The sequence below is a fragment of the Pseudomonas sp. IT-P12 genome (assembly GCF_949767465.1).
GTDB lineage: Bacteria > Pseudomonadota > Gammaproteobacteria > Pseudomonadales > Pseudomonadaceae > Aquipseudomonas.
In genome coordinates this window covers 584,886-603,594 of record NZ_CATKPY010000022.1, presented here as the reverse complement: position 1 = coordinate 603,594, position 18,709 = coordinate 584,886, and the positions used below count along the sequence as shown (strand labels likewise).

The window sequence follows — 18,709 nt, the reverse complement described above, 5'->3', positions numbered from 1 at the left end:
CGGGGCGTGTTCACCAGCGGCCATAACCGTGGGGAGGTCCGTAGTAACCGCGTGGCGGCCCGTAGTAGCCGCGGGGTGGTCCGTAGTAGACCGGAGCGGGGCGGTAATAGACCGGTTGTTGAACGTACACCGGCGCCGGCTGGTAATAGACCGGTGGAGGCGGTGGCGCGTAATACACCGGTGCAGGCTGCGCGTAGACAGGCTGCGGCGCGACATAGACCGGTCGGTTGCTGTTGATGATGGCCGAACCGACGATGGCCGAGCCAACGATCGCGCCAAATACCGCCGGACCTTGCCAACCACCACCGCCATGCGCTTCTGCCTGCCCTGTGACAGCCAGAGCGCCGATCAGCAAGGCAACTGCGGGGATTTTACGGATCATGATAATTCCTCGGTTCTTCAACCCGGCGCCTGTGTCTGCAATAGACCCAGGGATCGTCGCGGGGATACTTCTAAGACAACGTTATTTGGAAAATCTGCACAGCCGTTGGGTAAATTTTGTGTAAGGTCTGTACCGGCTTCTTTACCGTGTGCGCTGCCATCGGCAGGCACACCCTTATGATCGAACGGATCGCGATGGCCTGGCTAATCCCGTCCATCTGAAAGTGCTGTCGAAGGAGATTTTTCATGCAAATGAACCCCAACAAAGACACCCAGCTGTGCATGTCCCTGTCGGGGCGTCCGGGGAATTTTGGCCTGCGCTTTCACAATCACCTGTACGAGCAATTAGGCCTGAATTTCTATTACAAGGCGTTCAGCAGCCAGGACTTGACCGGGGCCGTTGGCGGCATCCGTGCCCTGGGCATCCGCGGTTGCGGCGTTTCGATGCCGTTCAAGGAAGCCTGCATTGCCCTGGTCGACGAACTGGACGCGTCCGCCGCCGCCATTCAATCGATCAATACCATCGTCAATACCCATGGCCATCTCAAGGCCTACAACACCGATTACATTGCCGTCGCTCAATTGCTGGAGACCCATCAGGTGCCCAGGGAATCGACCTTCGCCCTGCGTGGCAGCGGTGGCATGGCCAAGGCCGTGGCCAGTGCCCTGCGCGATGGCGGGTACGGCAACGGCGTGCTCGTCGCCCGTAACGAAAACACCGGGCGAGCCCTGGCGCAATCGCTGGGGTATGAGTGGCAAGCCGAGTTGGGCGCGCGCCGCCCGCAGATGTTGATCAACGTGACCCCGATCGGCATGACCGGCGGTCCCGAGGCCGATCAGTTGGCCTTTGATGGCGAAGCGATCGCGGCTGCGCAGACGGTCTTCGACGTGGTGGCCATTCCTGTGGAGACGCCACTGATCGTGAGGGCTCGCGCCGAGGGCAAGCGGGTGATCACCGGTCTGGAAGTGATTGCGATCCAGGCGCTGGAGCAGTTCGTGCTGTACACCGGCGTGCGTCCGACGGATGAACAGTTTCGCAAGGCGGTGGCATTTGCTCGCGGTTGAGGCCTGCGCGAGCCCTGTCGCGAGCCGGCTCGCTCCCACAGGGTTTGCGACCCATTGGGGGAGCCGGCTTGCTCGCGAAGGCGGCAATGCGGGGATCTGACTACTCGAGACGCGCCAAGCGCTCCTCCAGCGCAGCAATCCGCGCCTCCAGCTCTTCGATCCGCTCGAGTGAAACACCGCCGCCGGTGCTGCGCTCGGTCGGGTTCTGACGGGCCGCGAGGATCGCTTCGATGTCCGCCGGGTCACCCAGGGCATGGGTATAGCGGTCTTCACGCTGCCCGGCCTGGCGTGGGATCAGCACGGCCAGCCCGCGAGCGATCAAGCGCTCCAGTTGGTGCACGACCTGCTCGGCATCCTCGAAGTCATGCATGCGCCCGCTGCGGGTCAGCAGTTCATTGACGGTCTGCGGACCACGCAGGAACAGCAGTCCAGTGAGAATCACCTGCGCCGGCACCAATTCCAGGGCCTTGTCGACCCGGTGCTCCCAGCGGTCTGCGCGACTGCCCATCACCAGCCGGGTGAAGCCGCGTCCCTCGAGGGCACGCAGGCTCTGGCCGACCTGACCCTGGGTGAGGTTCATGACCGGTTCGCGGCTGGTTTTCTGGTTGCAGGCGATCACCAGCGCATTGAGGGTCAGCGGATAGGTTTCCGGGCTGGTGGCCTGTTTCTCGATCAACGAGCCCAGAATGCGGATTTCCGTGCTGTTGAGCCGTGGCTCGTCGAACGTGGTTTCTTGTTCACTCATGATGCTGCGTCCTTACCCCGGTTCATATTCTTCTCCTGCTGGCATGCACTTTAGATTGGCGCACGCCAATGGCAACTGAATTCGTCGCTGGCGGGTCACCAAGGCCCCTCGGCGCTTCACTTTATTTTTTACCATCCGGCGGGCACCGCAGGGTTCGTGCATCGCTATAATCGCTCCCACGTTTCACTCCTGTCATCACACGAGACTGCCATGACCATTTCCCTGTACGACGCCTCCATCCCGGTTTTCAAGCAAATGCTCACCGCCCTGAGCGACGTTCTTCACAAGGCCGAGGCCCACGCCACCGCCCGCAACATCGATGCCAACGCGTTCCTGCAGGCGCGCCTGTACCCGGACATGTTCCCGCTGGTGCGCCAGGTGCAGATCGCCGTTGATTTCGCCAAGGGCGTTTCCTCGCGCCTGGCCGAGGTCGAAGTGCCGAAGTACGAAGACACCGAAACCACCTTCGCCGAGCTGCAGGCGCTGCTGACCAAGGTTCTGGCCTACATCGGCGAGATCAAGCCCGAACAGGTCAATGGCAAGGAAGGCATCGAGATCGTCACGCGCCCAGGCACGCCGAAAGAGAAGCGCTTCTCCGGCCAGGCCTACCTGCTGAGCTATGGCTTGCCGCAGTTCTTCTTCCACGTCACCACCGCCTATGCACTGCTGCGCCACAACGGCGTGGAAGTGGGCAAGCGTGATTACATGGGCGCGTTCTAAACCGCCGGATACAAAAAAAGCCCCCGCAGCCTTGGGTTGCGGGGGCTTTTTCATGGCTGCAAAAAGCCTACGCCTTCTGTTCTTCACCCAGGCAGGCCGCCGCCGTGAACAGTACATCGGTGGAGGAGTTCAGCGCCGTCTCCGCCGAGTCCTGCAACACACCGATGATGAAACCGACCGCCACCACCTGCATGGCAATTTCGCTGGGGATGCCGAACAGGCTGCAGGCCAGTGGAATCAGCAGCAATGAGCCGCCCGCCACACCTGACGCGCCGCACGCGCAGATGGCTGCGACGACACTCAACAGAATGGCGGTAGGAATGTCCACGGCGATGCCCAGCGTATTCACGGCTGCCAGGGTCAGCACGGTGATGGTGATCGCCGCGCCCGCCATGTTGATCGTCGCGCCCAGCGGGATCGATACGGAGTAGGTGTCTTCGTGCAGACCCAGGCGCTTGCTCAACTCCAGATTGACCGGAATGTTCGCCGCCGAGCTGCGGGTGAAGAACGCCGTGATCCCGCTTTCGCGCAGGCAAGTGATCACCAGCGGGTAGGGGTTGCGGCGCAACTTCCAGAACACGATCAGCGGGTTCATGACCAGCGCCACGAACAGCATGCAGCCGAGCAGCACCGCCAGCAGTTGCACATAGCCGACCAGCGCGCCGAAGCCGGAGGTCGCGAGGGTCGAAGCCACCAGGCCGAAGATCCCCAGCGGAGCAAAACGAATCACCAGGCGAACGATCAGGGTGACACCGTTGGACAGGTCGCCGAGCACTTCGCGCGTGGTCTCGCCGGCATGGCGAATTGCGATACCCATGCCGATGGCCCACGCCAGAATACCGATGAAGTTGGCGTTCATCAGGGCACTGACCGGGTTGTCCACCACGCTCAACAGCAGGCTTTGCAGCACTTCAGCGATGCCACCCGGTGCCGTCACGGCCACGTCGTGGGTGCTCAGCACCAGATTCGACGGGAACATCATGCTGGCCACGACCGCGACCACCGCAGCGGCAAAGGTGCCGAGCAGGTACAGGAACAGAATGGGCCGGATGTGAGTTTCCTGGCCGTGCCTGTGATTGGCGATCGACGCCATGACCAGCACGAACACCAGGATCGGCGCGACGGCCTTCAGCGCCGAGACGAACACTTTGCCGATGAACGCCGTGGACTTCGCCACTTCGGGCGCGATCAGCGCCACGGCAATGCCCGCGATCAGGCCGATGATGATTTGCGAAACCAGGCTCAAGCCTTTCAGGCGTTGCAACAGCGAAGGGGATGAAGCAGTCATAAACGACATCTCTGATGGGTCAGGTGCGAGGGTGTTGCGACATCGGGGCCAGTCACTGGCGGATGGACAGGGGTTGGAAATCGCAGGGTGCGGACTTTATCACAGCGCTGGTCGTGTTCCGCCTTCCGGTCTGTGACCAACTGTCACCCCATTGGCCCACTGGATTTGCAGGTTCGTGCAACCGTGATGGCCAGCACTCTGTTAACATCGGCCATCCTCATTTTCATCTCTGCCAGTGGGCCTTCGGGCTATCGCTGGTGTCGTCGTTTTTCTGGAGTTCTGCATGCTGTTGCCCATCCTCCTGTTGTCCGCCGCCGGTTTCACGGTGTTGACCACGGAATTCATCATTGTCGGCCTGCTGCCGGCCATCGCCCGGGACCTCGAGGTCACGATTCCCCAGGCCGGCCTGCTGGTGACCCTGTTCGCCTTCACCGTGGCGGCATTCGGTCCGTTCCTGACGGCATACTTCGCGCGTTTCGAACGGCGCAAGCTGTTCATCTCGGTGCTGATCATGTTTGGCCTGGCCAACACCCTCGCGGCATTCGCGCCGAACATCTGGGTGATGGCGTTCGCCCGTCTGGTGCCCGCGCTGGGGTTGCCGGTGTTCTGGGCCCTGGCCAGTGAGACGGCAGTGGACATCGTCGGGCCGGATTACGCGGGGCGCGCCATCGCCAAGATCGGCTTTGGCATTGTCTGCGCAACGGTGTTCGGCATCCCGGTCGGCACGCTGATTTCCGATGCATTCGGCTGGCGCAGCGCCTTTGGCATCCTGGCGGTGATCGCCTTTGCCAAGGCTCTGCTGCTGTTTATCTACCTGCCGAAAACCAGCCTGCACCAGCATCAGGTGAGTTTGCGTTCGCAGTTCAAGATCCTGCGCAGCCCCTTAATGCTGGGCCATGTCGTGCTGTCGATCGTGGTGTTCAGCGGCATGTTCACGGCTTACACCTACCTCGCGGATATTCTCGAGCGCCTGGCCGGCTTCAACGGCACGGTGGTCGGTTGGTGCCTGATGGGCTTCGGCGCGGTGGGCCTGATCGGCAACTCGCTGGGTGGGCGCGCGGTGGATCGTCACCCGCTGATCGCCTCGATGACATTTTGCGCCTTCATGATTGCCGGCATGGTGACGTTAGTGCCGAACATTCACTCGCCGCTGGGGCTGGCGGCGGCGATGGGCATCTGGGGCGTGACCCAGGCGGCGCTGTTCCTGGTCAGCCATGTGCGCTTGATGAAGGCCGCGCCCGAGGCGCCAGCCTTTGCCGCGTCGTTGAACATTGCCGGGGCCAACCTCGGTATTGGCCTGGGCGCCATGATCGGTGGTCGGGTGATCGACAGCGTCGGCCTGCAAGGCCTGGGCTTTGCGGCGGCCGGCCTGATCCTGATGTCGATTCTGCTGGCCATGGCACTGATGACCTTCAAGCCCCGGGAAGTCTGCGCCTGAGTCCTACAGGGCGGTAAACAGCTCGCGTCGGGCACCTTCGGTAATCGCAACGATACCGGGGTGCTTGACCTTGCGTTCCACTGAAATGGCGTAGAACGATTCGGTGACCGCGTCGGTCTGGCCGAGCAACTGCACGCCATACTGACGTTTCACTTCATCGGCAATCACGCTCGGGCCGATGAAGATTCCGCTTCCCGATTGCCCGAATGCCTGCATCAAGGCACTGTCGTCGAACTCGCCAACAATCCGTGGCTGGATCTGCTGCTCGGCGAACCAGCGCTGCAAACGGCTGCGCACCACGGTTTCCGGCCCCGGAATCAACAGCGGTGCACCCTGCAGGCTGTGCGGGAAGTCCTGACCGTATTGCGCCGCCAGTTCGGCGGTGGCGAAGAAACTGATCCCGCATTCGCCGAGCTTCTGGCTGTAGCCCTTGATGTCCAGGTGCGAGGGCATCGGGCTGTCGGAAATCACCAGGTCGAGGCGCTGGATCGCCAGGTCGGCGAGCAAGCGTTCGAGTTTGTCTTCGCGACAGGTGATGCGCAGCGGTTCGTGCAGTTCCATGGTGGGCGCGATCAGGCGGTAGACGATGGACTTGGGCACGACGTCGGCCACGCCGACCCGAAACAGGATCTGCTGTTCATTGGGTTGCGCCCGCAGCATCAACTCCAGTTCACCACCGAGCTGAAACATCTGTTCGGCGTACGGCAGGGTCTGGCGCCCGGCTTCGGTGAGTTCCAGCTGTCGCCCCACTCGCCGAAACAATTCGATGCCGTAGGTCTGTTCCAGCAGGGAGATCTGCCCGCTGATGGTCTGTGGCGTCAGGTTCAGTTGCTCGCAGGCCCGCACGATGCTGCCGGTCTTGGCCACCACCCAGAAGTAATGCAATTGGCGATAGTTGATCATGGCGTTCTACAGTTCGTAAAAATCGAAGTATAACCGGTAAAAATACGAATTTTCCTGAAGTGTTTGCTTGCCTAGAATGCCTCGCTATCAACGGCTGCCGATGCGGCCCGATCTGTTCAATCGAGGAAGCACCATGAACCTTAAGACCACGGCGTTACTGGCCGCGTCTCTGCTGCTACTGGCCGGTTGCGAGCAAGCCGAAAAAAGCGCCCAGCAACTGATGGGCAAGGCGGCCGAAAGCGCCAAGCAGGCGATCGACGATACGCACAAAGCCGCCGAGCAGGCGCTCAGCGACGCCACCGGCGGGCTGATCAGCAAGAAAGAATCGTCAGGCGAAGATCAGGAAAAAACCGAATCTTCGTCCCAGGAAATCTAAACCGTCATCAAGAATCAGGACTGACCCATGGAATACCTTTTGGAACTTGCTGCAAGCCCCACCGCCTGGGTCGCCTTGGCCACGCTGGTGGTGATGGAAATCGTGCTCGGCATCGACAACCTGATTTTCATCTCGATCCTGACCAATAAACTGCCTGAGCAATATCGGCAGAGAGCCCGGCGCGTGGGTATCGGCATGGCGCTGATCATGCGACTGGCGCTATTGAGCACCATCGCGTTCATCGTGCAATTGACCGCGCCGGTCATTGAAATCCTCGGCCATGCCTTCTCCTGGAAGGACATGATCCTGATCGCCGGCGGCCTGTTCCTGTTGTGGAAGGCAACGACCGAGATCCATCACAGCATGGACCCGGCTCCGCAGGATCCGAAAACGGCAACGTCGACGGTGACCTTGGGTTTTGCCGCGGCGATCGGGCAGATCCTGATGCTCGACCTGGTGTTCTCCATCGACAGCATCATTACCGCCGTCGGCATGACCGAGCACTTGCCGATCATGATCATCGCGGTGGTGGTCTCGGTGCTGGTGATGTTGCTGGCGGCTGACCCGCTGGCGAAGTTCATCAACGACAACCCGACGGTGGTGATGCTGGCGCTGGGCTTCCTGATCATGATCGGCATGACGTTGATCGCCGAAGGTTTCGGCGCCCACGTACCGAAGGGCTACGTCTACGCAGCCATGGCGTTCTCGGCCGCTATCGAAGTTCTGAACATGATGTCGCGGCGGGCCAAACAGAAGCGTGTGGCTGCCGAAGCCTGACAGGGGATGAACAAAACGGCCGCCTGCGCTCGCAAGAGCCCAGGCGGCCTTTTCATTTATTCGCAATGGGTGACGGTTGCCCGTCAGTGCGCGGTGGCGTGGCGTACAGTAGTTTTTTCGATCTTTTCCACCCGCGCCGTCGGGGCAGGGTGGTGGTGCCGGCGTGCAATTCGCAGGACCCCCCACAACATGGCGGCGGCGACCGCCAGCCAGCCGGAAATCAACATCACGATGGTCATTGTCAGGCTCATCAGTGCCTCCTCTTTGCCCTGCAACGGGCACACACTCTTTACCAGTGACAGTCTAGTCGGTGCTGTGTTTCAAGCTATTGACCAAAGGTCGCCTGTGACCAACCACTTCGCTCTATCGAAATCGTGTGACTGCCGGTAAAAGCTATACCGCCGCCGATTGGCGCCCTATGATCCAGCACTTGGATTGAATAGAGAGGGATGAGGGTGCGGGCAATGTCGCGAATTCGAATGGCAGCATTGATTGCCGGTTGCATGGTGGGCCTGGCGGGCTGTGCGGGCAGCGTGGCACCGGAGGTCAAACGCCTGCCGGAGCGGGTGGAGCTCAGTGGCACGTTCTACCGCGGAACCAGTTATCAAAGCGGTCCGCAGGTCTTGGCGAGCCTGTTGTCCCAGCAAGGAGTGGTCATCACCCCAGGTTTGCTCGAGAAGCCCCTGCATCTCCCGGGCGCTGAAGCGAAGTTGCAGCAAAGCATTCCGAACCTGGCACGTGAATACGGCATGGTCGTTTACCCCCTCGATAGCAACCTGCCTGCTTTGCTGGCCCAGGTGGCCGCCGGCTACCCGGTGATGGTGCGGTTTACCGAAGGGTCGGCGTTCTGGGCTGAGTCGCGCTACGTCATTCTTTCCGGTTACGACCGGCAGAAACAGACGGTGTTGCTGCGAGCCGGGATGAATCGCCGGGAGTCGATGAGCTTTGGCTCGTTCGAGTCTGCCTTCGAGAGCGCCGGTGGCTGGGCGGTACTGATCCAGAAGCCGAACCAGATTCCAGCCAACGTCGACCGGCAACGCTGGTTGAATGCAGCGAGCGAACTGGCCCAGGCCGGCCAGGAACAGGCCGCGGCCCGCGCGCGCAAGGCGCTTGACGCGCAATAACCTTCCGTTCGTCATCTGCATCGCACGGCCTCGTGCGATCGTCCTCTGAAGGGTAAGTGCCCGGATGTTTCCGGGCCAGATCCTGGAGGCACCCATGACCGATTCCAAGCATCCTTCCGGCCCGCATTCGTCCGAGCATTCCTCAGGCGACGAGCTGGGATTCGACCCTGATTCTCCCGACCTGGCCGATCCGCAAGTAGACCCTGCCGGACCAGCCAAGGCACCGAGGGACGTCAAGCCGGGCGAGGACGACAAAGCGCCCGCCAAACCCTACGACCCATTGGCCGACCTGAAACCCTGACGTTCGAGTGAGGTGTGTATGTCTACCGATTCGAGTTTTGACGACAAGCATCCGGACAGCGTTCCCACCACCCCGGAAGACGACGTTGACCCGGTGATGGATCCCGACAGCCCGCTGCGTGACCCCCTGGCCAGGCCTGCGGTGGTGCCGACCGAGCCTCCTCGGGGTACCAGGGATCCGAGCGCCGGAGACGGTATACCCGACGATGACCAGATGCCGTTGCCCAATGACTGAGCGTTGAAACCCTGTGGGGACGAGCCCGCTCGCGATTGCCAGCTGACAGTCACCCTGAGGTGCCTGCAGTGCATGCATCGCTGGAAGGCTCGCTCCCACAGGGTGAAGGCCGTTACTTGGAAGCCTCGGCCACGCCACCCTGGCGTTGCTTCAGGTTCTTTTCCGACTTGTACTGCAAAGCCACCGATGGAACGTCGGCGCTCTTGCCAGTCTCTACCCAGTTGCGAATGCGGCTGGCATCGGCGAAGTGTGTGTACTTGCCGAATGCATCGAGAATCACCAGCGCCACCGGGCGGTTACCCATGCGCGTCACCAACACCAGGCAGTGGCCGGCTTCATTGGTAAAGCCGGTCTTGGTCAGCGAAATATCCCAGTTCGGTTTGCCGACCAGATGGTCGGTGTTGCGAAAACCCAGGCTGTAATTGGGTTTGCGGAACGAAACGGTTTTTTCCTTGGTGGTGCTCAGTTCGGTCAGGATCGGGTACTTGTGGGCAGCGATCAGCAGTTTGCTCAAGTCGCGCGCCGTCGACACGTTACGCGGCGACAGGCCGGTCGGTTCGACATAGTGGGTGTTGGTCATTCCCAGCGCCCGAGCCTTGGCGTTCATCGCGGCAATGAATGCGGCGTAGCCACCCGGATAGTGGTGGGCCAGGCTGGCAGCGGCGCGGTTTTCCGAGGACATCAAGGCAATCAGCAGCATTTCCCGACGCGGCATTTCGCTGTTGAGCTTGACCCGGGAAAACACGCCCTTCATTTCCGGGGTGTCGCTGATGTTGATGGAAATGTACTCGTCCATGTTCTGCCTGGCTTCGACCACCACCAATGCGGTCATCAGTTTGCTGACCGAGGCGATCGGGACAACCACGTCCGGGTTGCTGGCGTAGATGACTTTGTTGGTTTGCAGGTCCATCAACAGGGCACTGCCGGAGGCGATCTTCAGTTGCTTGGCGTCTCGGGGGGCGGCGGTGGTGTCGGCTGCATTGACCGTTGGCGTGAGGAACGTCCCTGTAAAGGCGAAAAACAGGCTCAGGATGGAAAGACGAATTTTCACGCTGGCAGACTCATAAGGTATGGATTAGTCGTTTTGTAACGGGCTATTTCTTCAAGCCGACGCATTTTAGGAGTATGGCTGAAGAACTGTCGATGGTTGTTCAATCAACAGGTGAAAGTCCTCGAAATCCCCTACAAAACAGCAGGTTTCCGGCGAGTGGTCATGTTAAACCTGCGGGCAAAAAGAACCCCGCCAATGGCGGGGTTCCTGTGTTTGTCGCCTGGCTTGCCGCGTGGACTCAGCTGTGCAGGGTTTCGGCTGCATACAAGGTGTTTTCCAGCAGGCAGGCACGGGTCATCGGGCCCACGCCACCCGGGACCGGGGTGATCCAGCCGGCACGGGGCAGGGCGGTATCGTAGACGACGTCGCCGACCAGCTTGCCGTCGTCTTGGCGATTGATGCCGACGTCGATCACGATCGCGCCTTCCTTGATCCACTCACCCTTGACCAGGCCGGGCTTGCCGGCAGCCACCACCACCAGGTCGGCGCGACCGACGTGGCCTGCCAGGTCCTTGGTGAAGCGATGGGTGACGGTCACGGTGCAACCGGCAAGCAGCAATTCCATCGCCATCGGCCGACCGACGATGTTGGAGGCGCCGACGACCACGGCGTCCATGCCATACAGGTCCGCCCCGGTGCTTTCCAGCAGCGCCATGATGCCCTTGGGCGTGCACGGACGCAGCAATGGAATGCGCTGGGCCAGGCGGCCGACGTTATAAGGGTGGAAACCGTCGACGTCTTTGTCCGGGCGGATGCGCTCCAGCAGTTTGGAGGCGTCCAGGTGTTCCGGCAGAGGCAACTGAAGCAGAACGCCGTCGATTGCCGGGTCTTCGTTCAGGCGATCGATCAGGTCGGTCAGCGCTTGCTGGGTGGTTTCGGAAGGCAGGTCGTAGGCTTGGGAAATGAAGCCGACCTCTTCACAGTCTTTACGCTTGTGCGAGACATAAACCTGAGAGGCGGGATCGCTGCCGACCAGGATCACCGCAAGACCGGGTGTGCGCAGGCCTTGCTGGCGGCGCTCGGTAACGCGTTTGGCGATCTGCTGGCGCAGGCTGGCGGCGATCGATTTGCCGTCGATTAGTTGTGCAGTCATTGCGCGTGATTAACCATCGAGAGGGGAAAAAAAGAGAACGCATTCTCGCATGTCAGGCGGTGAGGGCAAAGGCGCTTGGTCTGCAAATTCCCCTAACCCCTTTAATTAAATGAATTTTTTATAAAAAGGATTTGACGACCCTTGGGGCGCTCTATACTATTCGTCGCACTTGTCGGGCACAGCCTAGCACTGGTTATGAAGGTCAAGCAGAATCAAGGTTTTGCGAAACCGGAAAGCACTTAGTTTGTAGTCCTCCAAGGGTACAGATTAATAAGGCGCCCGTAGCTCAGCTGGATAGAGCATCCGCCTTCTAAGCGGATGGTCGCAGGTTCGAGTCCTGCCGGGTGCGCCATTAGGCAGCTTTGGCACAAGTAACGCGATATGGTGGGCGTAGCTCAGTTGGTAGAGCACGGGATTGTGACTCCCGTTGTCGTGGGTTCGATCCCCATCGTCCACCCCATATTTCGAAAGGCGCCAGATTAACAGTCTGGCGCCTTTGCTTTAACCGCTTCAATCCGCGGATGTGGTGGAATTGGTAGACACACTGGATTTAGGTTCCAGCGCCGCGAGGCGTAAGAGTTCGAGTCTCTTCATCCGCACCAAATAAGCTTCATTCAAGCCGCTGGCCTGGCTGGAGTTCTGCAAAGAGGTTGTTTGGCTTCTTTGTCACGCAATATGGTGGGCGTAGCTCAGTTGGTAGAGCACGGGATTGTGACTCCCGTTGTCGTGGGTTCGATCCCCATCGTCCACCCCATATTCCGAAAGGCGCCAGATTTAACAGTCTGGCGCCTTTTTTGTTTCAGTGGTTTGAGTGGTGGCGGGTCAAGGGCCACGCGAGCAGGGCGTTTCGTCGAATTTATGTTTCTCGATGCTGCCACGCTGCTGGCCGCTTTTTCTGGCAGCGGCGACGGCCAGGGTATCGGTCGGCGGCTCCTTCTATATATAGAAGGGTTGTCGCAGAGCCCTGGCGTGAGGGGTTGTATTTGCTGTCGGGGCGGGGTGCATTGGTGCGCTCTTCCCTCTAAATTGCCTGCTGTGTTTTTACCCGTTTTCAGTAGGGTGACTTCTTGAGTTTGACCCTCTAGAATGCATGCCCTTGATTCTTGGGTCGGTAACGGCCGGCTAACGTCTGTGCAACGAGGAATATCCATGCAAGTTTCTGTTGAAAATACTTCTGCTCTTGAGCGCCGCATGAGCATCACCGTGCCGGCTGAGCGCATCGAGACTCAGGTCAACAAGCGTCTGCAACAGACTGCCCAAAAGGCCAAGATTGCCGGCTTCCGTCCAGGCAAGGTGCCAATGAGCGTGATTCGTCAGCGTTTCGGTGCTGATGCGCGTCAGGAAGCTGTGGGCGATGTGATCCAGTCCTCCTTCTATGAAGCTGTGGTCGAGCAGAAGCTGAACCCGGCGGGTTCGCCGTCGATCGAGCCGAAATCCCTGGAAGCTGGCAAGGACCTGGAATACGTTGCCGTATTCGAAGTGTTCCCTGAATTCACCGTTGCCGGTTTCGAAGGCATCAGTGTCGAGCGCCTGAGCGCCGACGTGGCGGATGCGGATCTGGACAAGATGCTGGACGTGCTGCGCAAGCAGAACACCCGTTTCGAAGTGGCCGATCGCGCTGCCCAGAACGATGATCAGCTGAACATCGATTTCGTTGGCAAGGTTGACGGTGAAGTATTCGCTGGCGGTTCCGCCAAGGGTACTCAACTGGTACTGGGTTCGGGTCGCATGATCCCTGGTTTCGAAGACGGTCTGGTTGGCGCCAAAGCCGGCGAAGAACGTGTTCTGAACCTGACTTTCCCAGAGGATTATCAGAACCTCGACCTGGCTGGCAAGACTGCCGAGTTCACCGTGACCGTGAACACTGTTTCCGCGCCAACGCTGCCAGAGCTGAACGAAGAGTTCTTCGCTCAATTCGGCATCAAGGAAACCGGCCTGGAAGGCTTCCGCGCCGAAGTTCGCAAGAACATGGAGCGTGAACTGCGTCAGGCGATCAAGTCCAAGGTCAAGAACCAGGTCATGGACGGTCTGCTGGCCTCCAACCCGATCGAAGTGCCGAAGGCCCTGCTGTCCAACGAAGTCGATCGTCTGCGCGTGCAGGCCGTTCAGCAGTTCGGCGGCAACATCAAGCCTGACCAACTGCCGGCCGAGCTGTTCGAAGAGCAAGCCAAGCGTCGCGTCGTGCTGGGTCTGATCGTGGCTGAAGTGGTCAAGCAGTACGAACTCAAGCCTGACGAAGCGCGCGTTCGCGACATGATCCAGGAAATGGCTTCGGCCTATCAGGAGCCTGAGCAGGTCGTGTCCTGGTACTACAAGAACGACCAGCAACTGAACGAAGTCCGTTCGGTTGTGCTGGAAGAGCAAGTTGTGGATACTGTTCTGCAGAAAGCTAGCGTGACCGACAAATCGGTCTCTTACGAAGAAGCGGTCAAGCCGGTAGAAGCTCCACAAGCCGATTGATTGTTCCTGCGTTAAGACGTACACACCATAAGCCAGCATTCGTGCTGGCTTATGCGTTTTCAAGACATAACTATTTTGGGAGTGACTGCAGAGCATGTTCCGTAATTCGTATATTCAGCAGAACTCTGATATCCAGGCCGCCGGCGGCCTGGTCCCGATGGTTGTCGAGCAGTCTGCTCGTGGCGAGCGCGCCTACGATATCTATTCGCGTCTTCTCAAGGAGCGAGTGATCTTCCTGGTTGGTCCGGTAGAGGACTACATGGCCAACCTGATCTGTGCGCAATTGCTGTTCCTTGAAGCGGAAAACCCGGACAAGGACATCCATCTCTATATCAACTCCCCAGGCGGTTCCGTGACGGCGGGCATGTCGATCTACGACACCATGCAGTTCATCAAGCCCAACGTGTCGACCACCTGCATCGGCCAGGCCTGCAGCATGGGCGCTTTCCTGCTGACCGCCGGTGCTCCGGGCAAGCGCTACTGCCTGCCGAACTCGCGCGTGATGATTCACCAGCCACTGGGCGGTTTTCAGGGCCAGGCCTCGGATATCGAGATCCATGCCAAGGAAATCCTGTTCATCCGCGAGCGCCTCAATAAGCTGATGGCCCAGCACAGCGGGCGTACTCTGGAAGAAATCGAGCGCGACACCAACCGCGATAACTTCATGAGTGCAGAAGCCGCCCGTGAGTACGGTCTGATCGATGAAGTGATCACTTCGCGCCCAGCGTAAAATAAGCGGCTCAAAATAGGGCTTGGTCGGCGTGTCCGATCATCGGCGGGCTTGAAAAAGCCCGCAATAGCCTTCATCTTGTGTTGCAAGCCTATCGGATTTGGATCGAACGAATGACTGACACCCGCAACGGCGAGGACAACGGCAAGCTGCTCTATTGCTCCTTCTGTGGCAAAAGCCAGCATGAAGTACGCAAGTTGATTGCCGGCCCCTCGGTCTTTATCTGCGACGAGTGCGTCGACCTGTGCAATGACATCATCCGTGAGGAGGTGCAGGAAGCACAGGCCGAGAGCAGCGCGCATAAATTGCCTTCGCCTAAAGAAATCAGCGGCATTCTTGATCAATACGTGATTGGTCAGGAACGCGCGAAAAAGATTCTGGCCGTAGCGGTGTACAACCACTACAAGCGTCTGAATCAGCGTGACAAAAAGAATGACGACGTCGAACTCGGCAAGAGCAACATCTTGCTGATCGGCCCGACAGGCTCGGGTAAGACCCTGCTTGCCGAAACACTGGCCCGCTTGCTGAACGTTCCGTTCACCATCGCCGACGCAACCACCCTCACCGAGGCGGGTTACGTGGGTGAGGATGTCGAGAACATCATTCAGAAGCTGCTGCAGAAGTGCGACTACGACGTGGAAAAGGCCCAGATGGGCATTGTCTACATCGATGAGATCGACAAGATCTCGCGCAAGTCCGACAACCCGTCCATCACCCGTGATGTGTCCGGTGAAGGTGTGCAGCAGGCCTTGCTCAAGTTGATCGAAGGTACGGTCGCTTCCGTTCCGCCCCAGGGTGGTCGCAAGCATCCGCAGCAGGAATTCCTTCAGGTCGACACCCGTAACATCCTGTTCATCTGCGGTGGTGCGTTCTCCGGTCTGGAGAAAGTCATTCAGAACCGTTCCACCAAGGGTGGCATCGGTTTCAACGCAGAAGTGCGCAGCAAGGAAGAAGGCAAGAAGGTGGGCGAGTCCCTGCGTGAAGTCGAGCCTGACGATCTGGTCAAGTTCGGTCTGATCCCGGAATTCGTCGGTCGTCTGCCAGTGCTTGCCACGCTGGACGAGCTTGATGAGGCTGCGTTGATGCAGATCCTCACCGAGCCGAAGAATGCCTTGACCAAGCAATACGCCAAGTTGTTCGAAATGGAAGGCGTGGACCTGGAGTTCCGGGCCGACGCACTGAAGTCGGTGGCCAAACGTGCCCTGGAACGCAAGACCGGTGCCCGTGGCCTGCGATCGATTCTCGAAGGTGTGCTGCTCGACACCATGTACGAAATCCCCTCGCAGTCCGAGGTGAGTAAAGTCGTGATCGATGAAAGCGTCATAGAAGGCAAGTCCAAGCCACTGTATATCTACGAAAACAGTGAGCCGGCTGCCAAGGCTGCGCCAGACGCCTAAGCGTCCCGCAGCTGGAACAGGGAAGGGGCCTTCGGGCCCCTTTGCTTTTTCCGCGTTTTAACCCTGTCTTTGCGCTTGTTTTTTTTCAAGGCAGCCCCCATCTTGGTTTCAAGCTCAATTCCATCTGTTTCCGGCCTTGTGGCCGCCGTAGAGGCGAAATCATGAAGACAACCATCGAATTGCCTCTCTTGCCATTGCGTGATGTCGTGGTTTATCCGCACATGGTTATCCCGCTGTTCGTGGGGCGCGAGAAATCCATCGAAGCCCTCGAGGCCGCGATGACGGGCGACAAGCAGATCCTTCTGCTGGCCCAGAGAAACCCTGCCGACGACGATCCCGGTGAAGATGCACTTTATCGCGTGGGCACCATTGCGACCGTCCTGCAGCTGCTGAAGCTGCCTGATGGCACGGTCAAGGTTCTGGTCGAAGGCGAGCAACGCGGTACCGTCGAGCGCTTCAGCGAAGTGGACGGTCACTGCCGTGCCGAAGTCTCGCTGATCGATGAAGTCGACGCGCCCGAGCGCGAGTCGGAAGTGTTCGTGCGCAGCCTGTTGGCCCAGTTCGAGCAATATGTGCAGTTGGGCAAGAAAGTCCCGGCTGAAGTCCTGTCGTCGCTCAACAGCATCGATGAACCGGGTCGCCTGGTCGATACCATGGCCGCACACATGGCCCTGAAGATCGAGCAGAAGCAGGAAATTCTCGAAATCATCGATTTGTCGGCCCGGGTCGAACACGTCCTGGCGCTGCTGGATGCCGAGATCGACCTGCTGCAGGTCGAAAAACGCATTCGTGGTCGCGTCAAGAAGCAGATGGAGCGCAGCCAGCGCGAGTACTACCTGAATGAGCAGATGAAGGCCATTCAGAAAGAGCTGGGCGACAGCGACGAAGGCCACAATGAAATCGAAGAGCTGAAAAAGCGCATCGATGCCGCCGGCCTGCCGAAAGATGCCCTGGCCAAGGCCCAGGGTGAGCTGAACAAGCTCAAGCAGATGTCGCCAATGTCCGCAGAGGCGACCGTGGTGCGTTCCTACATCGACTGGCTGGTCCAGGTGCCGTGGAAGGCCCAGAGCAAGGTGCGTCTGGACCTGGCGCGCGCGGAAGACATCCTCGATGCCGACCACTACGGTCTGGAAGAGGTCAAGGAACGTATTCTCGAATACCTCGCCGTGCAGAAGCGCGTGAAGAAAATTCGTGGTCCGGTGTTGTGCCTGGTGGGCCCTCCAGGTGTGGGTAAAACCTCCCTGGCCGAGTCGATCGCTCACGCCACCAACCGCAAATTCGTACGCATGGCCCTGGGTGGCGTGCGCGATGAAGCTGAAATTCGCGGCCATCGCCGGACCTACATCGGTTCGATGCCAGGAAGATTGATTCAAAAGATGACAAAAGTGGGGGTCCGCAACCCGCTGTTCCTGCTCGATGAAATCGACAAGATGGGCAGCGACATGCGTGGCGATCCGGCATCGGCGTTGCTGGAAGTGCTCGATCCGGAGCAGAACCACAACTTCAACGATCACTACCTGGAAGTCGACTACGACCTGTCGGATGTGATGTTCCTGTGCACCTCGAACTCCATGAACATTCCGCCGGCGCTGCTTGACCGGATGGAAGTCATTCGTCTGCCGGGCTACACCGAAGACGAGAAGATCAACATTGCCGTCAAATACCTCTCGCCCAAGCAGATCACGGCCAACGGCCTGAAGAAAGGCGAGCTGGAATTCGAAGAAGACGCCATTCGCGACATCATCCGCTACTACACCCGCGAAGCCGGTGTACGTGGGCTGGAGCGCCAGATTGCCAAGGTCTGCCGCAAGGCGGTCAAAGAGCATGCGCTGGAAAAACGCTTCTCGGTGAAGGTCACCGCGTCGATGCTCGAGGACTTCCTCGGCGTACGTAAATTCCGCTACGGCCTGGCCGAATCCCAGGACCAGATCGGTCAGGTGACCGGTCTGGCGTGGACTCAGGTGGGTGGCGAGTTGCTGACCATCGAAGCGGCCGTGGTGCCGGGCAAAGGCCAGTTGATCAAGACCGGTTCGCTGGGTGACGTGATGGTCGAGTCGATCACTGCGGCCCAGACTGTCGTGCGCAGCCGTGCGAAAAGCCTGGGGATTCCCCTGGACTTCCACGAGAAGCGCGACACGCACATCCACATGCCGGAAGGGGCGACGCCGAAGGATGGCCCGAGCGCGGGCGTAGGCATGTGCACGGCACTGGTATCGGCGTTGACCGGCATTCCGGTGCGTGCCGATGTCGCGATGACCGGCGAAATCACCCTGCGGGGTCAGGTATTGGCGATTGGCGGCCTGAAGGAAAAACTGCTCGCGGCTCACCGCGGTGGTATCAAGACCGTGATCATTCCTGAAGAGAACGTCCGCGATTTGAAGGAAATTCCTGACAATATCAAGCAGGATCTGCAGATTAAACCGGTTAAATGGATTGACGAGGTCCTGCAAATTGCGCTGCAATACGCGCCGGAGCCCTTGCCCGATGTAGCTCCGGAGATCGTCGCAAAGGATGAAAAACGCGAGTCTGACTCTAAGGAAAGAATTAGCACGCATTAATACGCATTTGCCTGGGGGGCTTGTTGACAGCTTTTTAGAGCCCTTGTTATAAAGCGGCTCTTAAGTGT

19 protein-coding genes and 4 tRNA genes are annotated in these 18,709 nt (G+C 59.4%); 16 read left to right on the top strand and 7 right to left on the bottom strand.

Translation table 11 applies throughout. The features are described from left to right. Positions 1-10: 10 nt before the first annotated feature. The gene (locus ACM6IM_RS17570; RefSeq protein ID WP_201190906.1) at positions 11-382 is read right to left on the bottom strand and encodes a hypothetical protein; all 372 of its coding nucleotides are present in this window, start codon (positions 380-382) and stop codon (positions 11-13) included. Between the two features lie 245 nt (positions 383-627). Here ACM6IM_RS17570 and ACM6IM_RS17565 point away from each other — a divergent pair, with 245 nt between their 5' ends. Beyond that, complete coding sequence (locus tag ACM6IM_RS17565; protein WP_414865834.1) at positions 628-1,446, top strand: shikimate 5-dehydrogenase; 819 nt, start codon at positions 628-630, stop codon at positions 1,444-1,446. Positions 1,447-1,546: 100 nt separating this feature from the next. Here the strand turns inward: ACM6IM_RS17565 and ACM6IM_RS17560 are convergent, their stop codons facing one another. Then, the gene (locus ACM6IM_RS17560) at positions 1,547-2,194 is read right to left on the bottom strand and encodes a YceH family protein (protein ID WP_192304879.1); all 648 of its coding nucleotides are present in this window, start codon (positions 2,192-2,194) and stop codon (positions 1,547-1,549) included. A 207-nt stretch (positions 2,195-2,401) separates the two neighbouring features. Between ACM6IM_RS17560 and ACM6IM_RS17555 the strand changes: the two genes are divergently transcribed. Then, positions 2,402-2,911 carry a DUF1993 family protein gene (locus ACM6IM_RS17555; protein ID WP_192304555.1) on the top strand — a complete coding sequence of 170 codons (510 nt, stop codon included), beginning with the start codon at positions 2,402-2,404 and terminating at the stop codon, positions 2,909-2,911. Positions 2,912-2,978: 67 nt separating this feature from the next. Here ACM6IM_RS17555 and sstT read toward each other — a convergent pair whose 3' ends face one another. Beyond that, complete coding sequence (sstT, locus tag ACM6IM_RS17550; protein WP_414865833.1) at positions 2,979-4,199, bottom strand: serine/threonine transporter SstT; 1,221 nt, start codon at positions 4,197-4,199, stop codon at positions 2,979-2,981. Between the two features lie 283 nt (positions 4,200-4,482). Between sstT and ACM6IM_RS17545 the strand changes: the two genes are divergently transcribed. Then, positions 4,483-5,637, top strand: coding sequence for an MFS transporter (locus ACM6IM_RS17545; protein ID WP_414865832.1), 1,155 nt, complete (start codon positions 4,483-4,485; stop codon positions 5,635-5,637). Positions 5,638-5,640: 3 nt separating this feature from the next. Here the strand turns inward: ACM6IM_RS17545 and nhaR are convergent, their stop codons facing one another. Beyond that, on the bottom strand, positions 5,641-6,540 hold the full coding sequence (gene nhaR / locus ACM6IM_RS17540) for a transcriptional activator NhaR (protein ID WP_201190898.1): 900 nt from the start codon (positions 6,538-6,540) through the stop codon (positions 5,641-5,643). Between the two features lie 133 nt (positions 6,541-6,673). Here nhaR and ACM6IM_RS17535 point away from each other — a divergent pair, with 133 nt between their 5' ends. Both ACM6IM_RS17535 and ACM6IM_RS17530 read left to right on the top strand, forming a co-directional pair. Next, on the top strand, positions 6,674-6,916 hold the full coding sequence (locus ACM6IM_RS17535; protein WP_192304547.1) for a hypothetical protein: 243 nt from the start codon (positions 6,674-6,676) through the stop codon (positions 6,914-6,916). Positions 6,917-6,943: 27 nt separating this feature from the next. Beyond that, on the top strand, positions 6,944-7,693 hold the full coding sequence (locus tag ACM6IM_RS17530; RefSeq protein WP_414865831.1) for a TerC family protein: 750 nt from the start codon (positions 6,944-6,946) through the stop codon (positions 7,691-7,693). Positions 7,694-7,776: 83 nt separating this feature from the next. Here ACM6IM_RS17530 and ACM6IM_RS17525 read toward each other — a convergent pair whose 3' ends face one another. Further along, on the bottom strand, positions 7,777-7,944 hold the full coding sequence (locus tag ACM6IM_RS17525) for a hypothetical protein (protein WP_414865830.1): 168 nt from the start codon (positions 7,942-7,944) through the stop codon (positions 7,777-7,779). A 198-nt stretch (positions 7,945-8,142) separates the two neighbouring features. Between ACM6IM_RS17525 and ACM6IM_RS17520 the strand changes: the two genes are divergently transcribed. From ACM6IM_RS17520 to ACM6IM_RS17510, 3 genes are all read left to right on the top strand, one after another. After that, positions 8,143-8,817: a peptidase C39 family protein gene (locus ACM6IM_RS17520; RefSeq protein ID WP_192304541.1), complete on the top strand. Its 675-nt coding sequence runs from the start codon at positions 8,143-8,145 to the stop codon at positions 8,815-8,817. Positions 8,818-8,911: 94 nt separating this feature from the next. Next, positions 8,912-9,118 (top strand): DUF6021 family protein, encoded by a 207-nt coding sequence (locus ACM6IM_RS17515; RefSeq protein WP_192304539.1) that lies wholly within the window; start codon positions 8,912-8,914, stop codon positions 9,116-9,118. 18 nt (positions 9,119-9,136) lie between these two features. Then, positions 9,137-9,352 (top strand): hypothetical protein, encoded by a 216-nt coding sequence (locus tag ACM6IM_RS17510; protein WP_201190891.1) that lies wholly within the window; start codon positions 9,137-9,139, stop codon positions 9,350-9,352. A gap of 112 nt (positions 9,353-9,464) precedes the next feature. On the opposite strand, the gene pbpG is transcribed toward ACM6IM_RS17510, so the two are convergent. Both pbpG and folD read right to left on the bottom strand, forming a co-directional pair. Next, positions 9,465-10,403 carry a D-alanyl-D-alanine endopeptidase gene (pbpG, locus tag ACM6IM_RS17505; RefSeq protein ID WP_192304535.1) on the bottom strand — a complete coding sequence of 313 codons (939 nt, stop codon included), beginning with the start codon at positions 10,401-10,403 and terminating at the stop codon, positions 9,465-9,467. A gap of 238 nt (positions 10,404-10,641) precedes the next feature. Then, positions 10,642-11,496: a bifunctional methylenetetrahydrofolate dehydrogenase/methenyltetrahydrofolate cyclohydrolase FolD gene (folD, locus tag ACM6IM_RS17500; protein ID WP_201190887.1), complete on the bottom strand. Its 855-nt coding sequence runs from the start codon at positions 11,494-11,496 to the stop codon at positions 10,642-10,644. 275 nt (positions 11,497-11,771) lie between these two features. On the opposite strand from folD, the gene ACM6IM_RS17495 reads away from it, so the two are divergent. The 8 genes from ACM6IM_RS17495 to lon all read left to right on the top strand — a co-directional run bounded on the left by ACM6IM_RS17495 (position 11,772) and on the right by lon (position 18,641). Continuing rightward, positions 11,772-11,848 (top strand) — tRNA-Arg (locus ACM6IM_RS17495). A gap of 32 nt (positions 11,849-11,880) precedes the next feature. Next, positions 11,881-11,956 (top strand) — tRNA-His (locus tag ACM6IM_RS17490). 57 nt (positions 11,957-12,013) lie between these two features. After that, positions 12,014-12,098 (top strand) — tRNA-Leu (locus tag ACM6IM_RS17485). A gap of 76 nt (positions 12,099-12,174) precedes the next feature. Then, positions 12,175-12,250, top strand: a tRNA-His gene (locus ACM6IM_RS17480). Between the two features lie 395 nt (positions 12,251-12,645). Beyond that, the gene (tig, locus tag ACM6IM_RS17475; protein ID WP_201190885.1) at positions 12,646-13,956 is read left to right on the top strand and encodes a trigger factor; all 1,311 of its coding nucleotides are present in this window, start codon (positions 12,646-12,648) and stop codon (positions 13,954-13,956) included. A 94-nt stretch (positions 13,957-14,050) separates the two neighbouring features. Beyond that, entirely contained in the window at positions 14,051-14,686 is a 636-nt protein-coding gene (clpP, locus tag ACM6IM_RS17470; protein WP_201190882.1) for an ATP-dependent Clp endopeptidase proteolytic subunit ClpP, read from the top strand. A 113-nt stretch (positions 14,687-14,799) separates the two neighbouring features. Further along, positions 14,800-16,083, top strand: a complete 1,284-nt coding sequence (gene clpX, locus ACM6IM_RS17465; RefSeq protein WP_047527529.1) for an ATP-dependent Clp protease ATP-binding subunit ClpX — start codon at positions 14,800-14,802, stop codon at positions 16,081-16,083. Between the two features lie 161 nt (positions 16,084-16,244). Next, positions 16,245-18,641, top strand: coding sequence for an endopeptidase La (gene lon, locus ACM6IM_RS17460; RefSeq protein WP_192304527.1), 2,397 nt, complete (start codon positions 16,245-16,247; stop codon positions 18,639-18,641). The last annotated feature ends 68 nt before the right edge of the window (positions 18,642-18,709 follow it).

Bases quoted from the DNA above. Each gene is read 5' to 3' on its own strand.
- ACM6IM_RS17570 (WP_201190906.1), bottom strand. From the start codon at position 382: ATGATCCGTAAAATCCCCGCAGTTGCCTTGCTGATCGGCGCTCTGGCT.
- ACM6IM_RS17565 (WP_414865834.1), top strand. From the start codon at position 628: ATGCAAATGAACCCCAACAAAGACACCCAGCTGTGCATGTCCCTGTCG.
- ACM6IM_RS17555 (WP_192304555.1), top strand. From the start codon at position 2,402: ATGACCATTTCCCTGTACGACGCCTCCATCCCGGTTTTCAAGCAAATG.
- sstT (WP_414865833.1), bottom strand. From the start codon at position 4,199: ATGACTGCTTCATCCCCTTCGCTGTTGCAACGCCTGAAAGGCTTGAGC.
- ACM6IM_RS17545 (WP_414865832.1), top strand. From the start codon at position 4,483: ATGCTGTTGCCCATCCTCCTGTTGTCCGCCGCCGGTTTCACGGTGTTG.
- nhaR (WP_201190898.1), bottom strand. From the start codon at position 6,540: ATGATCAACTATCGCCAATTGCATTACTTCTGGGTGGTGGCCAAGACC.
- ACM6IM_RS17535 (WP_192304547.1), top strand. From the start codon at position 6,674: ATGAACCTTAAGACCACGGCGTTACTGGCCGCGTCTCTGCTGCTACTG.
- ACM6IM_RS17530 (WP_414865831.1), top strand. From the start codon at position 6,944: ATGGAATACCTTTTGGAACTTGCTGCAAGCCCCACCGCCTGGGTCGCC.
- ACM6IM_RS17525 (WP_414865830.1), bottom strand. From the start codon at position 7,944: ATGAGCCTGACAATGACCATCGTGATGTTGATTTCCGGCTGGCTGGCG.
- ACM6IM_RS17520 (WP_192304541.1), top strand. From the start codon at position 8,143: ATGAGGGTGCGGGCAATGTCGCGAATTCGAATGGCAGCATTGATTGCC.
- ACM6IM_RS17515 (WP_192304539.1), top strand. From the start codon at position 8,912: ATGACCGATTCCAAGCATCCTTCCGGCCCGCATTCGTCCGAGCATTCC.
- ACM6IM_RS17510 (WP_201190891.1), top strand. From the start codon at position 9,137: ATGTCTACCGATTCGAGTTTTGACGACAAGCATCCGGACAGCGTTCCC.
- folD (WP_201190887.1), bottom strand. From the start codon at position 11,496: ATGACTGCACAACTAATCGACGGCAAATCGATCGCCGCCAGCCTGCGC.
- tig (WP_201190885.1), top strand. From the start codon at position 12,646: ATGCAAGTTTCTGTTGAAAATACTTCTGCTCTTGAGCGCCGCATGAGC.
- clpP (WP_201190882.1), top strand. From the start codon at position 14,051: ATGTTCCGTAATTCGTATATTCAGCAGAACTCTGATATCCAGGCCGCC.
- clpX (WP_047527529.1), top strand. From the start codon at position 14,800: ATGACTGACACCCGCAACGGCGAGGACAACGGCAAGCTGCTCTATTGC.
- lon (WP_192304527.1), top strand. From the start codon at position 16,245: ATGAAGACAACCATCGAATTGCCTCTCTTGCCATTGCGTGATGTCGTG.